We start from the raw sequence: 18,386 nt of genomic DNA on the forward strand, positions 1-18,386 counted from the left end.
CGCCCGTCAGATGTCGTGGCCCTGCATCGCCGTCCCGGCCGCCCGGCCCAACTCGTAGGAGACCCGGCTGAACACCTCGTCGAAGGCCAGGAACAGCGCCGCGTTCAGCCGCTGGCCGGCGGGGCTTTCCATGAAGTCGGCGTAGCTGGCCAGTTCCGCCTCGGTCAGGGGCGCATAGGCGAGCCCGAGATAGGCCTGCAGCCAGGAGGTCGTGTCGGCGCGGATCATCTCCTCCTGCGCCCAGACCTGGGCCATCAGCTCGTCCCGGGGCAGCGAACCGCCATCGCCCGAGGTCTCGGCCAGGCCGGTGAGGAAGGCGAGGTTGCCCGAGAGGCCGCCGGCCACGTTCATCTCGATCAGGTCGCCCGCAGCGATGAACCGCTGCAGGAGCTTGACCTTGGGGTCGCGGTCGGCGGCGCGGGTTTCGGCGGCGACGCGGGCGGCTTCCTCCTGCGCCTCGTCCAGGAAGGCGCGGCGGGCGTCGATCTCGAGCCCCACGACCTTGCGGCCAAGCTCGCTGGCGAAAAAGGCGTCGATCTCGGCCAGAACCGCGGCCTCGGCCCCGAGTTCGCGCTGCAGCACGGCTTCGAAATCGGCTCGCAGGCGCGGCACGTCGTAGATCCGGCCCACCCGCTCGCGCCAGCGCGGGCCGCCGCCATCGGGGAACATCCGGGTTTCGAGATCCTCGCCATAGGCCAGCCCCTCGTCGTGCAGGACGGCGAAGAGATCGTCGAGCCGCAGCGCCTCGGCCAGCGCCGGGACCGAGGTTTCGGCCGCCGGGGCCTCCTCGGCCAGCGCGGGCAGGACCAGGGGCGGGGTCAGGGCCAGCAGCGCGGCGAGGACGAGAATGGGCAGCGGCATGGCGGATCCTTGACGATTGCGGCGACAGGCGCCCGGAGCAGAGGTAGAGCCTGCCGCCCCCCTTGCCAAGCGCCGCGCCCGCAAAGAGCCGTGATCGGCGGAGGAGTGCGAATTGCCCCTTGCGCATCGCCCCGCGCACCGCTATCCAGCCGCCACATAGACGACCCCTGAAGCGCGGAGAGGTGACGGAGTGGTCGATCGTGGCGGTCTCGAAAACCGTTGTAGGTTTGCGCCTACCGTGGGTTCGAATCCCACCCTCTCCGCCACCCTTAGAAAATTCCCTGATTTCTCAAGGAGATGACAGACATTTTGTCAAACCGCGGAGGCGGGTTTGACGGTTGTTAGTCCTCTTTCGATCCTCCGATTGCTGCCATCGCGGCATAGTCCATGCGGACTCGTTTTCGCAGTTTGGCGAGCCCGCAGGCGAGCCTTTTACTCGGCCGCCACTGAAATGACTGCACATCATCGCCTCGTCGGACCGGTGGCGTGAGAACCGGCCGATTCAATGCAATCGGTGATTCATGCCCCTGCCCGATCGGGAATTGTGACGACGAAAAGTTGCGCCGGCTCATCGCTGTCCGAGACAGCGTAATGCTCCACCTTGGAGTCGAATTGGACGCAGTCACCCTTCTTCAGGATGAAATCGGCTCCGGCATAGGAGAACCGCACCCGACCCTCGAGCACGAGGAACACTTCCTCGCCCGAATGCTTGAAATGGCTGGGCTCCTCTCCATTGGGTACCGGCACGGTCAGGAAGAACACCTCGGCGCGGGGGTCGAGCTTGCCCGTGGAGGCCAGTTCGAACAGGTAGCCTGAATCATTTCCCCGTTTCGTGGGGATGCGTTCGTTGGCCCGCACCACCGAAATGGGCTGGCGTTGCCCCTCCGGCATCAGAAGATCGCTCAGCGGGATGCCGAAGGCGTCGGCGAGACGGACCATGACCCCCACCGAGGGCGTGGCCTGGTTGTTCTCCACCTTGGACAGATAGCCCTTTGTCACTTCGACCTGACGTGCCGAAGCTTCAAGCGTAAGGCCGCGCGCCAAGCGGGCGCGGCGCACGGCGACGCCGATGCCTCCTGTCCTGTCGTCAGCTTGCGTCACGGCGCTTTCCCTCACTGCGGTGGCCAAACGGGGGCCGACAGCCCCCTGCACCGACATTACATGCAGGTTTCCGGGGATTCCAGGTTTTTGTTGACATGAAGTTTTTCATGAGGAAACATCCATGAAACTCTCCTCCAAGCGCCGGTACTCCGATGAACGATGCCCAGCCCGTCCGCGATCCGCTCCTCCAACCATTGCGGCTCGGGCATCTGACGGTGAAGAACCGCATCGTCAGCACGCCCCACGCCCCCGCCTATGCCGAGGACGGCAAGCCGAAGCTTCGCTATCAACTGTACCACGAGGAGAAGGCCAAGGGCGGAATCGGTCTCACCATGTTCGGCGGGTCGTCCTTCGTGGCGCCGGACACGCCTTCGGTCTTCGGCCAGATCGACGTCAGCAATGACGAGATCATCCCGTGGTTCCAGGAATTCGCCGACCGCATCCACCGCCATGACTGCGGGCTGATCTGCCAGATCTCGCACCTTGGCCGGAGGACGACCTGGAACTCGGGCAACTGGCTGCCGGTCGTCGCGCCTTCGCCCGTTCGGGAACCGGCCCACCGCGCCTTTCCGCGCGCGATGGATCGCCATGACATCCGGCGCATCATCGCGGCCTATGCGGCGGCGGCGCGGCGTTGCCGCAAGGGCGGGTTGGACGGGACCGAAATCCTGGCGCACGGCCACCTGCCGGACCAGTTCCTCTCTCCTGCCACCAACCTCCGCGACGACGAATACGGCGGGTCGCTGGAGAACCGGCTGCGCTTCACCATGGAGATGCTCCAGGAGGTGCGGGCCGCCGTGGGCGACGACTACATCCTTGGCATACGTTTCGGGGCGAGCGAGGACATGAAGGGCGGCTACGGCCTGTCCGAAGGCATCGAGGCGGCGCAGATGGTGGCCGAAAGCGGCCTCGTCGACTACATGACCGTCAATTTCGGCCATATCGAAACCCATTACGCGCTGGCGCAGCACATTCCCGGCATGTGGTCGCCCCTGGCGCCCTGGCTCTCCCGGGTGGCCGAGTTCCGCAGACACGTGAAACTGCCGCTGATCCACGCCTGCCGCATCGCCGACATCGCCACCGCACGCCATGCGGTCTCGGAGGGGATCCTCGACCTCGTCGGCATGACCCGCGCCCATATCGCCGACCCGCATATCGTGCGGAAGATCGCCGAAGGGCGGGAACAGGAGATCCGGCCCTGTGTCGGCGCCAGTTACTGCCTCGACCGCGTCTCGCAGGGGGCGGATGCGCTTTGTCTCCACAATGCGGCCACCGGGCGTGAGGCATCGGTGCCCCATGTGATCCGCAAGGCTGATGGACTGCCGAAACGCGTGGTCGTCGTGGGCGGCGGCCCGGCGGGGCTGGAGGCCGCGCGCGTCAGCGCCGAACGCGGGCACGATGTCACGCTGTTCGAAGCCGGCACCCAGTTGGGCGGCCAGATCCGCATCGCGGCGCTGGCCGCCTGGCGCAAGGATCTGATCGGAATCGTCGACTGGTACGCCGCGCAGCTCGAGCGGCTGGGCGTGACGATCCGGTGGAACGTGATGGCCGGCCGGGACGAGGTCGAGGCCGAAAGGCCCGACGTGGTGATCGTCGCCACCGGCGGCCTGCCCGATACCGATTTCGTGCCGGGTGGAGAGCTGGCGACCAGCGTCTGGGACGCGCTGGCCGGGGCCCAGCTGACCGGAGACATCCTTGTCTACGATGACAACGGCCAGCCTGCGGCCCCTTCCTGCGCCGACCATCTGGCCGGACACGCCGATGCCAGGGTCGAATATGTGACCGCGGACCGGGCGGCGGCGATCGACATGGGGACGCAGAATTTCTCGATCTTCCTGCGGAACTTCTACCGCAAGGGGGTGACGATCACCCCGGACTCGCGCCTTGCCGGGATCGAGCGGGTGGGAAACAAGCTGAGGGCGACCTTCAGCAACGAATATGGCGGCCCGGACATCGAGAGGATCGTCGACCATGTCGTGGTCGAGCATGGGACCGTGCCAGCGGACGACATCTATCACGACTGTCGCGCGCTGTCCTCGAACGACGGGGTGACCGATGTCGATGCGCTTCTGGCCGGCCGTCCCCAGTCCCTCCAGCTGAACCCGGAAGGATCGTTCCGGCTGTTCCGTGTCGGCGATGCCGTCACCAGTCGCAACATCCACGCCGCAATCTACGACTCCCTCCGGCTGTGCAAGGATCTTTGAGGCGATGCAATGGCTTACGACCTGGACGTTGCCCGGATGAAGGCGCTTTCCCCCTCGCCGCTCGGCGCGCCTTCCGCCTCCGGGTCCCCGGCCCCCGAACCATCGCGGCCGGTGATCAAGCTGGATCACCTGTCGAAGAGCTTCGGGACCTTCCAGGCACTGCAGGACATCAACCTTTCGGTCCTGCAGGGGGATGTGCTGGCCATCATCGGGCCCTCGGGGTCGGGCAAGTCGACGCTTTTGCGCTGCATCAACTGGCTTGAGCCGGCGAACAGCGGCAGGATCACCGTGGGCGACCTGTCGCTGGATTGCAGCAAGCCCGTGGGCAAGGAGCAGATCACCACGCTCCGGCGGCAGTTGGGCATGGTCTTCCAGTCGTTCAACCTGTTTCCGCATATGACAGTGCTACGCAATGTCAGCCTTGCGCAGGAACGCACCCTCGGCCGCAGCCGTCGCGAGGCCGACGAGGTCTCGATGGGCCTGCTCGAGCGGGTCGGGCTGGCGGACAAGGCGCACCAGTATCCGGTGCGCTGTTCCGGCGGCCAGCAGCAGCGCATCGCCATCGCCCGCGCCCTGGCGCTGGACCCCAAGGTGATGCTCTTCGACGAGCCGACGTCGGCGCTGGATCCCGAACTGGGGCTCGAGGTGCTGGCCGTGATGCGCGAGCTGGCGTCCAGCGGCATGACGATGATCGTCGTCACCCACGAGATGGGCTTTGCCGAAAACGTGTCGGAACACACGATGATCATGGCCGACGGCCAGATCCTGGAATACGGCCCGAGCCGCGAAGTGATCCGCAATCCGCAGACCGAGCGCGCGCGCCGGTTCCTGCGCGCGGTGAACGACAGATGACCTGGGGGCACCTGGTCCACATCGCCTATGGCATCCCGCTGACCCTGGCGCTGACCGGCGGCGCGTTCTTCGTCGGCGCTGTCCTGGGCTTTCCGATCATGCTGCTGCGGGAAAGTTCCTTCATGCCGCTCAAGGTGGCGATGATCGCCATCATCGCCTTCATCCGGGCGCTGCCGCCGATCCTGTGGGTCTTCCTGCTTTATTTCGGCATCGGGACCGGGCTGATCAACCTGTCCCCCTTCGTCGCCGCGGTCGCCGCCTTCGGGATCATCGCCGCGGTCAACATGGCCGAGATCTACCGCGGGGGGATGGTCTCGATCAGCGCCGGCCAATGGGAAGCCGCGCATGCGCTGAACCTGTCCCGCCTCAGCATCTGGCGTGACGTGATGGCGCCGCAGATGGTGCGCGTGGCCCTGCCACCCTCGGCCACCTACGTGATCGGCCTGATGAAGGACAGCGCCATCGCCTCGACCATCGGCGTCGCGGAACTAGCCTACCGGGGCAAGCAGGTCTCGCAGATGAGCTTCGAGGGCCTCCTGCCCTTTACCGTGGTGGGGGCCTGCTACATCGCGCTGAGCCTGCCGGTGGCCTGGCTGTCGCGCACCGCGGAACGCAAGCTGAGGGCGAAGGTAGCACGCTGATGGACATCCTCGATTCCCTTCTGATGGGCGTTACCTGGGCGGATGTGCAGTCCTGGCTGCCGGGGTTCTGGAACGGTTTCATCATATCGCTCGAAGTGACGGCCGCCTCGCTGGCGCTTGGCATCCCGATGGGTTTCCTGCTGGCGCTCGGGGTGCAGTCGCGGCGAAAGGTGCTTCGGCTTGCAAGCCTTGCCCTGGTCGAGATCGGGCGGGGCGCGCCGGCGCTGGTGCTGCTGCAGCTGGTCTACTTCGGCCTGCCGTCCGCCGGATTGTCCCTGTCGGCCTTCCTTGCGGCCGTGGTCGCGATCAGCTGGAACACCGGCGCCTACACATCCGAAATCATCCGCGCCGGGCTTGACGCGGTTCCCGCGGGCCAGCGCGAGGCGTCCCACGCCCTCGGCCTGTCGGCGCTGGACGAATTGCGCTTCGTCATCCTGCCCCAGGGCCTGAGGATCGCCGTGCCGGCGCTGATGGGCTTTGCCATCCTCGTCTTCCAGGGCACCTCGCTCTGCTTCGCCATCGCCCTGCCGGAAATCGTCAGCCGCGCCTACGACATCGGCTCGATGTATTTCTACTACTTTCCCGCACTCGCCGTCGCCGGCCTGTTCTTCGCGGCGGTCTGCATACCGGCCTCGTTCCTTGTGGGATGGATCGAGCACCGGGCCGGCGCCTATGCGCGCCGATAGATCAACAAGAGTCCCAACAGGAGGAATGCAACGATGATCCCGAGAATGACCCTGGCCGCCGCCCTTCTGATCTGCGCCAGCCCGCTGGCAGCGCAGGACTGCACGCCCACCGTCAGCTTCCCCACCGTCGAGGAGGGCTATCTGACCATCGCCGCGGTGACCTATGCGCCCTATTCCTACATCGACACCAATGGCCAGATGCAGGGTGTCGACGGGGCGATCGCGGCCGAGATCGCCAAGCTCGCCTGCCTCGAGGTGAAGGCGGTCCCCTCCGATGCAGCGTCGGGCATCCAGTCGGTGATCGCCGGAAAGGCCGATATCTCGACCGGGGACTGGTACCGCACGGCCGAGCGCGCCCGTGTCGTCCTGCTGTCCGCGCCTCTCTATGTCGATCAGATGGCGATCTACTCCAAGGCCGGGCACACCAAATTCGCCGATATCGAATCCGGCACGGTCGGTTCGGTCCAGGGCAACCTCTGGGTCAACGACCTGCGCGAGATCCTTGGCGAAAACCTGAAGCTCTATCCCGACTCGGTCGCCATGCAGCAGGACCTGGTGGCGGGCCGCCTCGATGCCGCGGTGGACGGCAATTCGATCGGCGTGGTCGCCCAGGCGCAGGGCGGGCTGGAGGGCATCCAGATCAAGGTGATCGAGCCCGACGAGCGGATCGGCGCATCGCAGGAAGCCGGCCAGGGCACCTTCCCGATCAACAAGGACAACGCCGAGATGCTTGCCGGCATGGACGCGGCCATCAAGCAGCTGCACGAAACCGGCAAGATCGCCGAAATCCTTGCCGCCCACGGGCTTGACGCCTCGGCCGCCGAAACCGGCGAGCCGCGCCTGATCGAGTGACGCGAGGACCGGCGGCGCCCTGTCCGGGCGCCGCCACGACATCGGGGGAACCAGGATGACCGGGATCTACGACGCCGTGGTGGTCGGCGGCGGAATCATCGCCGCGGCGGCCGCGCAGCACCTGACGGCCGCCGGGTATCGCACCCTGCTGGCGGAACGCGGCGACTATGCCTCGGGCGCCTCCAGCCGCACGTCGCGGCTTCAGCATTGCGGCCTGTCCTATTTCTCGCCCGCGGGCAACTCGATGGCCGCATTCCTGCTGAATCCGCGCTTCGCACTGAAGAGCATGGAACTGACACGGCGGGCGATGCAAGGACGCGCGGAGTTCGTGAAGACCTCGCCGGAACGGGTAAGGCCGATCACCTTCTTCGTGCCGCTCACGCGGGAAAATGCGATCCCGGTCTGGAAGGCGAAGCTGGCCTTCAGGATGATGCAGCTGTTCGACCGCGGCTCCACCCCGCTCGATCTTCGGGTGCTGTCGCCGGACGAGGCACGACGGACGCCGGTCCTTCAGGGTCTGGCCGGGCTGGACGCGATCAGCGGCGCGATCAGTTTCACCGAATATCAGTATCTCTGGCCCGAGCGCATCGTCATCGACACGATCATGAAGGCCCGCGACGCCGGGTGCCAGGCGTTGAACTACACTCCGGTCGTGAGCATCGCCCGCGACGGCGAGGGGTGGCGCGTGACATTGGCGACCGCCGATGGCCCCCGCGAGGTGCGGACCCGCGCAGTGGTCAACTGCGCCGGGGTCTGGGTCGACGAGGTGACGGCGCTTACCGGGGCGAACGGCGCGCGCCTGAACTCCGGCGCCAAGGGCACCAACATCGTGCTGCGCCTGCCCGAGCGGTTCCGCGGGATCGGCCTGGACACCGTGACCTCGACCGGGATGGCCTTCTACCTCATTCCCTGGGGCGATCTGCATTATGTCGGCCCATGGGACAGCCCTTCGGACGGCCGGCGCGAGGATTTCCGCGCCACCGGCCAGGAGATCGACGCGATCCTGAACGAGCTTGCGCTGCTGTTCCCCGACCTCGGCCTGTCGCGAAAGGACGTGGTCTTTTCCTGGGCGGGGGCACGGCCGCGCACGGCACAGGACGGACATCCGCTCGGTACGATGGAGGTGATGGAGCACGACCTGACCGAAAGGGGCATGCCGAATTTCTTCGTGTTCACCGGCGGCCTGTTGATGACGCACCGCGACGCCGGGCGCCGCCTCACGGCGGCCGTGGCACGGCGGCTCCGCCCCTCGGGTCCGTCCCTGCCGATCGATTACTCCGCGAAAGCGGTGCCGGACGGCGACCGGGTCAGCGAGCTGTCCGTCGCCCATGCGATCGAACAGGAACAGGCGAGGAGCCTCGCCGGAATCCTGCGACGCCGCCTGAGCGTCGGGTGGGAACCGGACCTCGGCCTGCCCCATGCCGAAGAAGCCGCGCGCATCGCCGCTCCCCTGCTCGGGTGGACCTCGTCCCGGACACGCGACGAGGTGGAACGGTTCCAGAGACAGACCGCGCTGCACTACGCGCGCCCAACCTGAGGACGAGGCATGCTTCATCTCGACGCCGAGGCGGTTCACGCGGGCCTGCCGTGGCCGGACCTGGTAGAGGCGCTGCGCCTGGCCCATGCGGCAAGGTCCAAGCCGGATGCCACCACTGCGATCTTCGACGCGCCGGATGGCAGCGGCGACCAGTTCGTCAACCTGACCGCCTGGTCGGGCGGCCGGTCGATCGCGGTGAAGCTGGTGGGCGTCTTTCCGGACAATCCCTCCCGCGCGCTGCCGGAGCCTTCGATCCAGGGCCTCGTCGCGCTGTTCGACGGAGCGACCGGGCGACCGCTGATGACTTGCGACGGCGCGGCGTTGACCTACCGCAAGACCGCCGCGGATTCGGCCCTGGGCGCCGCCCTGCTGTCGCGACCGGACGCCGAAGTCCTGGCCATCGCCGGGGCCGGTGGCCTCGCGCCTTTCGTGGCCGAAGCGATCGCGGCCGTCCGGCCGGTCCGCCGGATCCTGATCTGGAACCGCACGCGACCCCGCGCCGAGGCCATGGCCCGAACCTTGCGCGGTCCCGGTCGCGAGGTCACGGTGATCGACGACCTCGATGCGGCCCTGCCCGAGGCCGACATCATCAGCGCCGTGACGATGGCCACCGCTCCGGTGATCCGCGGCCGATACCTGAAGCCCGGGGCACATGTCGACCTGATCGGCGCCTATCTTCCGACCATGCGCGAGGCGGACGCCGAAACGGTGCGCCGCGCCGGCAGGATGTTCTGCGACCACCGCGCGGGCTTCGCCGCCTCGGGAGACGGGGCCGCGCCTGTGGCCGAAGGGCTGGTCACCGGACCCGAGGCCGACCTCTTCGATCTTTGCACCGGCCGCCACCCCGGAAGAAGCTCGCGCGAGGAGATCACCGTCTTCAAGAACTGCGGCGGCGGCCACCTCGACCTTTTCACGGCGGAGCGTCTGTACCAGCATCAAGCAGCGACGCACGGAAGGCTCGGCCTCGATGCCTGAGTCCAGCGGCGTTGCCGAGGCAACTGAAGTTCGTTCCGGCAAATCGCGGCATGGCGCCGGGGAAGTCCTGGCCGGCATGGCCGGACGGCACACCGGGAAATCGCGACGATCGTAGGCCTTGCCGGCGGAGAACCGGGAGCCGAGCACCCCCGTCAGACGCCCGATTTTCGCGGCCGTCGGAATCCCGGCCCGCCCGGCCAGCCGGAGAGCTTGCGGCCCGAGGCGATCCGCGCCACTCTGGCCGGCGATGACCCTTGCCGCGCCCAGCCCACGCCTGATCCCGCTTGACCTTGCGCGGACGCTGGCGATCCTCTGCATGGTCGCCTTCCACTTCACCTTCGACCTTGCCCTGTTCGGCTATATCGCCCCCGACACGATGGGCCGGCCGTTCTGGTACTATTTCGCCCGGATGATCGCCGGCAGCTTCCTGTTCCTCTCGGGCGTCAGCCTCTGGCTGGCGCATGGCCGCGGCATCCGCTGGCCCGCCTTCTGGACCCGCTTCGCCAGGATCGCGGGGGGCGCGCTTCTGGTGAGCATCGCCAGCATCTGGCTTGTGCCCGGCGGAACGATCCTGTTCGGCATCCTCCACGCCATCGCCGCCGCCAGCCTCCTTTGCCTGATCGCGCTGCGCCTGCCCTGGCCCGTGACGCTTGCCCTCTCCGCGCTGATCCTTGCCGCCGCCTGGGGGCCGCGTTCTGCGGCCTTCGACCCGCTGTGGCTGGTCTGGACCGGCCTGGCCGAAAGCCGTCCGATGATGGGCGATTATGTCCCGCTGATCCCCTGGGCCGCACCGGCACTGGCTGGCGTCGCCCTTGCCAAGGCCGTCCGCCTTGACCTCTGGCGCGGCGCCACCCCCACCCGGCTGACCCGCGCCCTGTCCTTCCCCGGCCGCCACAGCCTGGTGATCTACCTGATCCACCAGCCCATCCTTTTCGGCCTGTTCAACCTCTACGCCCGGGTCGCGTCCTGACGCTTTCCCTTCCCGTCGCTTTCCGGTAATCCCGACCCGAAGTTTGGGAGCCGATCCGATGAAGTTCACCCTGTCCTGGCTGAAAGATCACCTTGAAACCGAAGCCGGCACCGAGGCGCTGGCCGAGGCGCTGACCGACCTGGGGCTGGAGGTCGAGGGCATCGAGGACCCTGCCGCAGCACTGGGACCGTTCCGCATCTGCCGGGTGATCGAGGCCGTCCAGCACCCGAACGCCGACCGCCTCCGCGTCTGTCGGGTGGAAACCTACCCGGAAGGCCCCGGCGGCCGGACCGAGGAAGTCCAGGTCGTCTGCGGCGCGCCCAATGCCAGGACCGGCCTCGTCGGCGTCTTCGCGCCCCCCGGCACCCATGTCCCCGGCACCGGCGTCGACCTGAAACCCGGCAATATCCGCGGCGTGGATTCCAACGGGATGCTCTGCTCGGAACGTGAGCTGATGCTGTCGGACAACCATGACGGCATCATCGAGCTGCCCGCCGACGCGCCCCTGGGCGTGCGCTACATCGACTGGAAGGGCGTCAACGACCCGGTGGTCGAGATCAAGGTCACCCCCAACCGCCCCGATGCGCTGGGGATCCACGGGATTGCGCGCGATCTGGCCGCGCGGGGCCTGGGCAAGCTGAAGCCCGTCACCGTGACGCCGGTCGAGGGCAAATTCCCCACCCCCATAGCCGTCCATATCGACGCAGGCTTGAAGGCCAAGGGCTGCCCGCATTTCGCCGGCCGTCTGATCCGCGGCGTGACGAACGGCCCCTCGCCCGACTGGATGCAGGCGCGGCTGAAGGCCATCGGGCTGCGGCCGATCTCGGCACTGGTGGACATCACCAACTACTTCACCTTCGGGCTGAACCGCCCGCTGCATGTCTTCGATGCGGCCAAGGTCAGGGGCGACCTCCATATCCGTCCCGCGCGGGAAGGGGAAACCCTGCTGGCGCTGGACGGCAAGACCTACACATTGACCCCCGGCCAGATGGTCATCGCCGACGACCACGGCCCGGAATCGCTCGCCGGGATCATGGGCGGCGAGACTTCGGGCTGCACGCCGGAGACGACCGACGTATTCCTTGAATCGGCTTGGTGGGACCCGATCACCATCGCCGCGACCGGCCGCGCGCTGAAGATCAACTCCGACGCCCGCTACCGCTTCGAGCGCGGCGTGGACCCCGCCTTCACTCTGCCGGGACTGGAGCTGGCGACGCAGATGGTCCTCGACCTCTGCGGCGGCGAGGCCGGAACCGTGGTGCAGGACGGCGCCCCCATCGACCCGACCCGCAGCTACCGGCTGGACCCCGCCCGCGTGGTCAGCCTCGTCGGCATGGAGATCCCCGAGGCCAGCCAGCGCGCCACGCTGGAGGCTTTGGGCTTCGTTCTGGACGGCAATGACGTGACGCCTCCAAGCTGGCGGCCCGATATCCTGGGCGACGCCGACCTGGTCGAGGAAGTCGCCCGCATCGCCAGCCTGACGAAACTGCAGGGCGCGCCGATGGCCCGGACGCAGCCGGGTGTGCCACGTCCGATCCTGACGCCGCTCCAGGTGCGTGAACGGACCGCGCGGCGCACCATCGCGGCGCTCGGCTACAACGAATGCGTAACCTACAGCTTCATCGACGCCAGGGCGGCGGCGCTGTTCGGCGGCGGCACGGATGCGGTGCGGGTGGAAAACCCGATCTCCTCCGAGATGACGCATCTGCGCCCCGACCTCCTGCCCGGCCTCCTCGCGGCGGCGGCAAGGAACCAGGCGCGCGGCTTCATGGACCTCGCGCTCTTCGAGATCGGTCCCGCCTTCCACGGCGGGGAGCCGGGCGAGCAGCACCTGCAGGCTGCGGGCCTGCTGGTCGGCGCGGCGGCGGGCCGCGACCCCCACGGCAGCCGCCGGATGATCGACGTCTTCGACGCCAAGGCCGATGCCGAGGCCGTCCTTGCCGCCCTCGGCGCGCCGGCACGGGTGCAGATCAGCCGCAAGGTCGCGCAATGGTGGCACCCCGGCCGCTCCGGCGTGATCGGCCTGGGGCCGAACGCGATGGCGACCTTCGGCGAGGTTCATCCGCGCGTGTTGCAGGCGATGGAGGTGAAGGGCCCCGCCGTTGCCTTCACCGTACTTGTCGCCAATATCCCCGCGCCCAAGGTCAAGACGCCGACCCGCCCGGCGCTGGCGATCAGCGACCTGCAGGCGGTGGAACGTGACTTCGCCTTCGTCGTCGACGCCCGGGTCGAGGCGCTGACCGCCGTCAACGCCGCGCAGGGCGCCGACAAGGCGCTGATCGAAAGCGTGCGCGTCTTCGACCAGTTCGCCGGCGAGAAAGCCGAGGCGCAGATGGGATCGGGCAAGAAGTCGATCGCCCTGACCGTCCGGCTGCAACCGCAGGACAAGACCCTGACCGAGGCCGAGATCGAGGCGGTTTCCGCAAAGATCATCGAGAAGGTGACGAAGGCCACCGGCGGCAGCCTGCGCGCCTGACCGGGCAGGCGGGCGGTCCGAGTGCCGCCTGCCCCCGTGACGTCAGTTCCCCGCGCCGACCATCCTGCGGTGGGCGATGACCCGCTCCAGCCAGCCCAGTTCCATCTCGGGGACGGACGAGAGCAACAGGTCGGTGTAGTCGTCGAAGGGCGGGGCCAGCACGTCGCTCTTCTGGCCGTAGCGCACCACCGCGCCCTTGAACATCACGGCGATCTTGTCCGAGATCGCCCGCACCGTCGCAAGATCATGGGTGATGAAGAGATAGGCCACCTGACTTTCGGCCTGAAGGTTCAGGAGAAGCTTCAGGATCCCGTCCGCCACCAGAGGGTCCAGCGCCGAGGTCACCTCGTCGCAGATGATCAGCTTCGGCTTGGCGGCCAGCGCGCGGGCGATGCAGACGCGCTGCTTCTGGCCACCGGAAAGTTCGGCCGGGTAGCGGGCGGCAAAGCCCTTGCCCATCTCGATCTGATCCAGAAGCTCTTGCACCCGCCGGTCCCGCTCGGCCCCTTTCAGGCCGAAATACAGCTCCAGCGGGCGGCCGATGATCGTGCCCACGGTCTGGCGCGGGTTCATCGCGGTGTCGGCCATCTGGTAGATCATCTGGATCTCGCGCAGGTCGTCCCGTGACCGGCCCGCCATGTCGTTCGACAGCGTCCGCCCGGCAAAGGTGATCCGGCCCGACCTCGGCGGCAGGAGGCCGGTGATCGCCCGCGCGAGGGTGGACTTGCCCGAGCCGGATTCGCCCACCACCGCCAGGGTCTGCCCGGCCGGCAGGTCGAGCGAGACGTTCTTCAGCACGTCGAAATTCGTGCCGCGATAGCGGGCGGTGACGTTCTGGATCGACAGCACCGGCGGGGCGGGCGGCTTTTCGGCATGTTCCAGCGACCGGACCGAGACCAGCGCGCGGGTATAATCCTCACGTGGGGCGTTGATCACCTGGTCGGTGGTGCCAAGCTCGACCATCCGGCCGTGGCGCAGGACCATGATGTCGTCGGCAACCTGCGCCACCACGGCTAGGTCATGGGTGATGTAGAGCGCGGCCACCTGCGTGTCGCGGATCGCCTCCTTGATCGCGGCCAGCACGTCGATCTGCGTGGTCACGTCCAGCGCCGTGGTGGGCTCGTCGAAGATCACCAGATCGGGCTTGGGGCACAGCGCCATCGCCGTCATCACCCGCTGCAACTGCCCGCCCGAGACCTGGTGCGGATAGCGGCGGCCGATGGTTTCGGGCGAGGGCAGGCCCAGCTTGCGGAACAGCGCGACCGCCCGCGCCTCGGCCTCGGCCCGGCCCATCAGGCCATGCGAGAGCGAGGTTTCGATCACCTGCTCCATCAGCCGCTTCGCCGGGTTGAACGACGCGGCGGCGGATTGCGAGACATAGGTGACTTCCCTCCCCCGCAGGGCGCGCAGGGCGGCAGGCGGGGCGGTGCGGATGTCGCGACCGTTCAGCCGGATCGTGCCCCCGGTCAGCCGTACCCCGCCCCGTCCATAGGACATGGCGGAAAGGCCGATGGTGGACTTGCCAGCCCCGGATTCGCCGATCAGCCCCAGCACGCGACCGCGCTGAAGCTGCAGGTCGACGCCATGGACCAGCGTCACCTCCTTCGGCGGCTCGCCGGGCGGGTAGGCGGTGGCCTCGATCACGAGGCCCTTGATGTCGAGCAGGAGATCGTCAGCCACCGCGGCCCCCTTTCAGGCTGGAGGTGCGGGTCAGGATCCAGTCCGCGACCAGGTTGACGCTGATCGCCAGCGCGGCGATGGCCCCGGCCGGCAGAAGCGCAGCCGATTTGCCGTAGATCAGCCCGTCCTTGTTCTCCTTCACCATGCCGCCCCAGTCGGCCAGCGGCGGCTGCACACCAAGGCCGAGGAAGGACAGGGTCGAGATGAAGAGGACGGCGAAGATGAAGCGCAGGCCGAACTCGGCCACCAGGGGCGACAGGGCGTTGGGCAGGATCTCGCGGAAGATCACCCAGCCGCCCTTTTCGCCGCGCAGCCTGGCGGCCTCGACATATTCCATCACCGCGATATCGGCGGCGACGGCGCGCGAGAGGCGGAAAACGCGGGTTGAATCGAGGACGCCGATGACGAGGATCAGCACGGTCAGGTTCAGCGGCAGGACCGAGAGCAGCACCAGCGCCACGATCAGCGCCGGGATCGCCATGACCAGATCGACCGCCCGCGACAGGAGCTGATCGATCCAGCCGCCCTTCACCGCCGCGAGAAAGCCGAGGAAGGCCCCAAGCGAGAAGGCCAGCACCGAGGAGGCCAGCGCCACGAAGATGGTGATCTGCGCGCCGTAGATCAGCCGCGAAAGGATGTCGCGGCCGATGGTGTCGGTGCCCAGCCAGAACTGCGCCGAGGGGCCCTCCCAGACGCCGCCCACCGGGGCGTCGATCGGATAGGGCGCGATGAGATGGGCGAAGACCGCGATGAACAGGAAGCCGCCGGTCAGCACCAGCCCGATGAGGGCGGAGATCGGTATCCTCATTTCGGGTGCCTCAGGCGGGGGTTGGCAAGGATGCCGATGATGTCGGCCGCCATGTTCAGGAAGATGTAGACCGCGGCGAAGATCAACCCGACCGCCTGCACCACCGGCAGGTCGCGCTTGGTCACATGGTCGACCAGATACTGGCCGAGGGCGTTGTAGCCGAAGACCACCTCGACCACGACGACGCCGACCACCAGATAGGCCAGGTTCAGCATCACCACCGAGACCACCGGCGCGATGGCATTGGGGAAGGCGTGGCGCCAGACGACAGCCATGGGCGAAAGGCCCTTGAGCTCGGCCGTCTCGATATAGGCGGATTGCATGACGTTCAGGATCGCCGCCCGGGTCATCCGCATCATGTGCGCCAGCACCACCAGCACCAGCACGATGACCGGCAGCGCCACAGCGTGCAGCTTGGCCCAGAAGCCCATGCCGGGGAAGACCATGGCGACGGGCTGGAACACCGGGATCAGTTGCGTCAGCAGGTAGATCACGAAATAGGCCGCAACGAATTCCGGCAGCGAGACGGTGGAGAGCGTGATGCCCGAGATCACCTTGTCCGGCCATCTGCCGGCATAGCGCGCCGCGATCAGGCCCAGGATGATCGCCAGCGGCACCGCGATTGCGGCGGCGCAGCCGGCAAGGAACAGCGTGTTGCCCAGCCTCTGGCCGATGGATTGCGCGATGTCGGCGCCATTGGTCAGCGCCTTGCCCAGGTCGCCGGTCAGGATGCCGCCCAGCCAGGCGAAATAGCGGGTCAGCGGCGGCTCGTTCAGGCCCAGTTTCTCGCGCAGGTTGGCAAGCGCCTGCGGCGTGGCCGACTGGCCAAGGATCGCCTGCGCGGTATCTCCCGGCAGGGCCTCGACGCCCAGGAAGATCACAGCCGAGACGGCCAGAAGCAGAAGCAGGCCCAGCGCGACGCGCTGGACCAGAAGTCTGACGATCAGATGCACCGGCGGAGCCTCAGGCGAGCCAGCACTTCGATGGGGCGCGGTAGTTCATCATCTCGGCGTTGGGATCATCGATCCAGCCGCCGACCGCATCGCTGACGCCTGCGACGAACTCGTTGAACATCGGCAGGATCAGGCCGCCCTCGTCGCGGACGATATGGGCCATCTCGGAGTACATGCCCTTGCGCTTGTCCTGGTCCAGCTCGGCCCGGGCCGCCATCAGAAGCTCGTCGAACTTGGCGTTCTTGAACTTGGTGTCGTTCCATTCCGCCGTCGACAGATAGGCGGTGGAATACATCTGGTCCTGGGTCGGGCGACCGCCCCAATAGCTGGCGCAGAAGGGTTCGACGTTCCAGACGTTGGTCCAGTAGCCGTCATCGGGCTCAAGCTGGATCTGCAGCGGGATGCCCGCCGCATTGGCCGAGGCGGCAAACAGGTTGGCCGCATCCACCGCGCCGGGGAAGGCGCCGGGGGCGCTGCGCAGGATGATCGGGCTGCCGTCATGGCCGGACTTGTCGTAATATTCCTTGGCCTTGGCGGCATCGTATTCGCGCTGCTCGATGCTGTCGTCGAACAAGGGATAGGCGGCGTTGATCGGAAAGTCGTTCCCGCGCGAGCCGAGGCCGCCCAGGACCTTGTCCACCATCTCCTGCCGGTTGATGCCGTATTTCAGCGCCATGCGCAGGTCGTTGTTGTCAAAGGGCGCCTTGTCGACATGCATGATGAAGACATAGTGACCCCGGCCCACGGCCCGGCGCACCTGCACCCCCGACACGCCCTTCAGAAGCTCCACGATCTTCGGATCGACCCGGTTGATCATGTGGACCTGCCCTGCCTGCAGGGCTGCGGTGCGGGCGGTGTTGTCGTTGATCGACAGGATCTCGATCTCATCGGCGTGGCCGGTGTTCGGGTCGAAGTAGTTGGGGTTCTTCTTGTAGGCGTAGCGGACGCCCGGCTCGAAAGATTCCAGCAGATAGGGACCGGCGCCGATGCCGGCGGTCGGATCGTCATAGCCGCCACCGGGCTGGATGATCAGGTGATAGTCGGTCAGCAGGTAGGGAAGGTCTGCCGAGGGGAATTCCAGCGTGACCTCAAGCTTGTCGCCCTCGGCCTTCATCTCGGAGATGCCCTTGACGATGCCCAGCGCGCCGGATTGCGCATTCTCGTCGGTGTGCCGCTTGTAGGTCGCCATCACGTCCTCGGCCGTCACGGTCTTGCCGTTCGAGAATTCCACGCCCTGGCGGATCTTGAAGGTCCAGACCTTGGAATCGGGCGAGGAGGTAACTTCCTCGGCGATCCGCATCTCGACCTGGCCCTCGGGGGTCATGTCGACCAGTTGCTCGCCCCATTGCGCGTTGCCGACCTGCGGCACGACCGAAGCGGCCAGCGCCGGGTCCAGCGTGTTGGTGCTTTCGCCGCCGGCAAGGCCCGCGCGGAGCGTCCCGCCCTTCTTCGGCTCCGCATGGGCGGCCTTGGTGAAAAGCGCGCCGGCAAGCCCCGCCGAAAGGCCGAGCGCCGTCGAGCGGCCGACGAATTCGCGCCGCGTCATCCGACCGCGCCGCACGTCCTCGATCATATGGTCCAGCCGCTGGCTTGCATCGTTCATCTGGTGTCTCCCTGCTTGCAGACCCGGAGTTTCCCCGGGGGATTCTTGTTATGTGGTGGAAGGCCACTAGACTGCGAAGCCCGCCACAGAGCAAGCTTTTCGCACCGCCGGGGCCGCATTTCCTGTCGGGCGACGCCGCCAGACCGATGCGAATCGCTGTGCAAGCCCGATCCCGTAGCGGCCGCCG

General features: G+C 67.4%; 15 protein-coding genes and 1 tRNA gene. 10 read left to right on the forward strand and 6 right to left on the reverse strand.

All coding sequences use genetic code 11. The features are described 5' to 3' along the window. Nucleotides 1-6 precede the first annotated feature (6 nt). Nucleotides 7-861 (reverse strand): DUF2059 domain-containing protein, encoded by an 855-nt coding sequence (locus I7S92_RS20100; protein WP_197647302.1) that lies wholly within the window; start codon nucleotides 859-861, stop codon nucleotides 7-9. Between the two features lie 176 nt (nucleotides 862-1,037). On the opposite strand from I7S92_RS20100, the gene I7S92_RS20105 reads away from it, so the two are divergent. Continuing rightward, nucleotides 1,038-1,127: transfer RNA gene (locus I7S92_RS20105), tRNA-Ser, on the forward strand. Nucleotides 1,128-1,380: 253 nt separating this feature from the next. On the opposite strand, the gene I7S92_RS20110 is transcribed toward I7S92_RS20105, so the two are convergent. Then, on the reverse strand, nucleotides 1,381-1,962 hold the full coding sequence (locus I7S92_RS20110) for a helix-turn-helix domain-containing protein (protein ID WP_197647303.1): 582 nt from the start codon (nucleotides 1,960-1,962) through the stop codon (nucleotides 1,381-1,383). A 152-nt stretch (nucleotides 1,963-2,114) separates the two neighbouring features. Between I7S92_RS20110 and I7S92_RS20115 the strand changes: the two genes are divergently transcribed. The 9 genes from I7S92_RS20115 (at nucleotide 2,115) to pheT (ending at nucleotide 13,155) form a co-directional block, all read left to right on the forward strand. Beyond that, the gene (locus I7S92_RS20115; RefSeq protein WP_197647304.1) at nucleotides 2,115-4,166 is read left to right on the forward strand and encodes an NADH:flavin oxidoreductase; all 2,052 of its coding nucleotides are present in this window, start codon (nucleotides 2,115-2,117) and stop codon (nucleotides 4,164-4,166) included. 9 nt (nucleotides 4,167-4,175) lie between these two features. After that, nucleotides 4,176-5,018 carry an amino acid ABC transporter ATP-binding protein gene (locus tag I7S92_RS20120; RefSeq protein WP_277922985.1) on the forward strand — a complete coding sequence of 281 codons (843 nt, stop codon included), beginning with the start codon at nucleotides 4,176-4,178 and terminating at the stop codon, nucleotides 5,016-5,018. Then, nucleotides 5,015-5,659 carry an amino acid ABC transporter permease gene (locus I7S92_RS20125; protein ID WP_197647305.1) on the forward strand — a complete coding sequence of 215 codons (645 nt, stop codon included), beginning with the start codon at nucleotides 5,015-5,017 and terminating at the stop codon, nucleotides 5,657-5,659. The genes I7S92_RS20120 and I7S92_RS20125 overlap by 4 nt, the downstream gene beginning before the upstream one ends. Further along, nucleotides 5,659-6,345, forward strand: a complete 687-nt coding sequence (locus tag I7S92_RS20130; protein ID WP_197647306.1) for an amino acid ABC transporter permease — start codon at nucleotides 5,659-5,661, stop codon at nucleotides 6,343-6,345. Before I7S92_RS20125 ends, I7S92_RS20130 begins: the two co-directional genes overlap by 1 nt. A gap of 33 nt (nucleotides 6,346-6,378) precedes the next feature. Continuing rightward, complete coding sequence (locus I7S92_RS20135; RefSeq protein ID WP_197647307.1) at nucleotides 6,379-7,197, forward strand: substrate-binding periplasmic protein; 819 nt, start codon at nucleotides 6,379-6,381, stop codon at nucleotides 7,195-7,197. A 55-nt stretch (nucleotides 7,198-7,252) separates the two neighbouring features. Then, nucleotides 7,253-8,734, forward strand: coding sequence for an FAD-dependent oxidoreductase (locus I7S92_RS20140; RefSeq protein ID WP_197647308.1), 1,482 nt, complete (start codon nucleotides 7,253-7,255; stop codon nucleotides 8,732-8,734). A gap of 9 nt (nucleotides 8,735-8,743) precedes the next feature. Further along, complete coding sequence (locus I7S92_RS20145) at nucleotides 8,744-9,709, forward strand: ornithine cyclodeaminase family protein (RefSeq protein ID WP_197647309.1); 966 nt, start codon at nucleotides 8,744-8,746, stop codon at nucleotides 9,707-9,709. A 247-nt stretch (nucleotides 9,710-9,956) separates the two neighbouring features. Further along, on the forward strand, nucleotides 9,957-10,679 hold the full coding sequence (locus tag I7S92_RS20150) for a heparan-alpha-glucosaminide N-acetyltransferase (RefSeq protein ID WP_197647310.1): 723 nt from the start codon (nucleotides 9,957-9,959) through the stop codon (nucleotides 10,677-10,679). A 58-nt stretch (nucleotides 10,680-10,737) separates the two neighbouring features. Then, nucleotides 10,738-13,155: a phenylalanine--tRNA ligase subunit beta gene (pheT, locus tag I7S92_RS20155; RefSeq protein ID WP_197647311.1), complete on the forward strand. Its 2,418-nt coding sequence runs from the start codon at nucleotides 10,738-10,740 to the stop codon at nucleotides 13,153-13,155. Between the two features lie 42 nt (nucleotides 13,156-13,197). Here the strand turns inward: pheT and I7S92_RS20160 are convergent, their stop codons facing one another. From I7S92_RS20160 to I7S92_RS20175, 4 genes are read right to left on the reverse strand one after another with little or no spacing between them, the layout of a single operon-like run. Continuing rightward, on the reverse strand, nucleotides 13,198-14,835 hold the full coding sequence (locus I7S92_RS20160; protein ID WP_197647312.1) for an ABC transporter ATP-binding protein: 1,638 nt from the start codon (nucleotides 14,833-14,835) through the stop codon (nucleotides 13,198-13,200). Then, a complete protein-coding gene (locus I7S92_RS20165) occupies nucleotides 14,828-15,643 on the reverse strand; it encodes an ABC transporter permease (protein WP_197647313.1) in 816 nt (271 codons plus the stop codon). The genes I7S92_RS20160 and I7S92_RS20165 overlap by 8 nt, the downstream gene beginning before the upstream one ends. After that, nucleotides 15,640-16,596 (reverse strand): ABC transporter permease, encoded by a 957-nt coding sequence (locus tag I7S92_RS20170; RefSeq protein WP_197647314.1) that lies wholly within the window; start codon nucleotides 16,594-16,596, stop codon nucleotides 15,640-15,642. Before I7S92_RS20170 ends, I7S92_RS20165 begins: the two co-directional genes overlap by 4 nt. 10 nt (nucleotides 16,597-16,606) lie before the next feature. Further along, entirely contained in the window at nucleotides 16,607-18,199 is a 1,593-nt protein-coding gene (locus I7S92_RS20175) for an ABC transporter substrate-binding protein (protein ID WP_197647315.1), read from the reverse strand. Nucleotides 18,200-18,386 lie beyond the last annotated feature (187 nt).

Origin of the sequence: Tabrizicola soli, from assembly GCF_015999335.1 — a bacterium.
In the GTDB taxonomy this organism is placed as follows: domain Bacteria; phylum Pseudomonadota; class Alphaproteobacteria; order Rhodobacterales; family Rhodobacteraceae; genus Tabrizicola; species Tabrizicola soli.

Coding starts and splice junctions, on each gene's coding strand:
- I7S92_RS20120 (WP_277922985.1), top strand. CDS start 4,176: ATGGCTTACGACCTGGACGTTGCCCGGATGAAGGCGCTTTCCCCCTCG.
- I7S92_RS20150 (WP_197647310.1), top strand. CDS start 9,957: ATGACCCTTGCCGCGCCCAGCCCACGCCTGATCCCGCTTGACCTTGCG.
- pheT (WP_197647311.1), top strand. CDS start 10,738: ATGAAGTTCACCCTGTCCTGGCTGAAAGATCACCTTGAAACCGAAGCC.
- I7S92_RS20135 (WP_197647307.1), top strand. CDS start 6,379: ATGATCCCGAGAATGACCCTGGCCGCCGCCCTTCTGATCTGCGCCAGC.
- I7S92_RS20100 (WP_197647302.1), bottom strand. CDS start 861: ATGCCGCTGCCCATTCTCGTCCTCGCCGCGCTGCTGGCCCTGACCCCG.
- I7S92_RS20140 (WP_197647308.1), top strand. CDS start 7,253: ATGACCGGGATCTACGACGCCGTGGTGGTCGGCGGCGGAATCATCGCC.
- I7S92_RS20175 (WP_197647315.1), bottom strand. CDS start 18,199: ATGAACGATGCAAGCCAGCGGCTGGACCATATGATCGAGGACGTGCGG.
- I7S92_RS20165 (WP_197647313.1), bottom strand. CDS start 15,643: ATGAGGATACCGATCTCCGCCCTCATCGGGCTGGTGCTGACCGGCGGC.
- I7S92_RS20145 (WP_197647309.1), top strand. CDS start 8,744: ATGCTTCATCTCGACGCCGAGGCGGTTCACGCGGGCCTGCCGTGGCCG.
- I7S92_RS20115 (WP_197647304.1), top strand. CDS start 2,115: ATGAACGATGCCCAGCCCGTCCGCGATCCGCTCCTCCAACCATTGCGG.
- I7S92_RS20125 (WP_197647305.1), top strand. CDS start 5,015: ATGACCTGGGGGCACCTGGTCCACATCGCCTATGGCATCCCGCTGACC.
- I7S92_RS20130 (WP_197647306.1), top strand. CDS start 5,659: ATGGACATCCTCGATTCCCTTCTGATGGGCGTTACCTGGGCGGATGTG.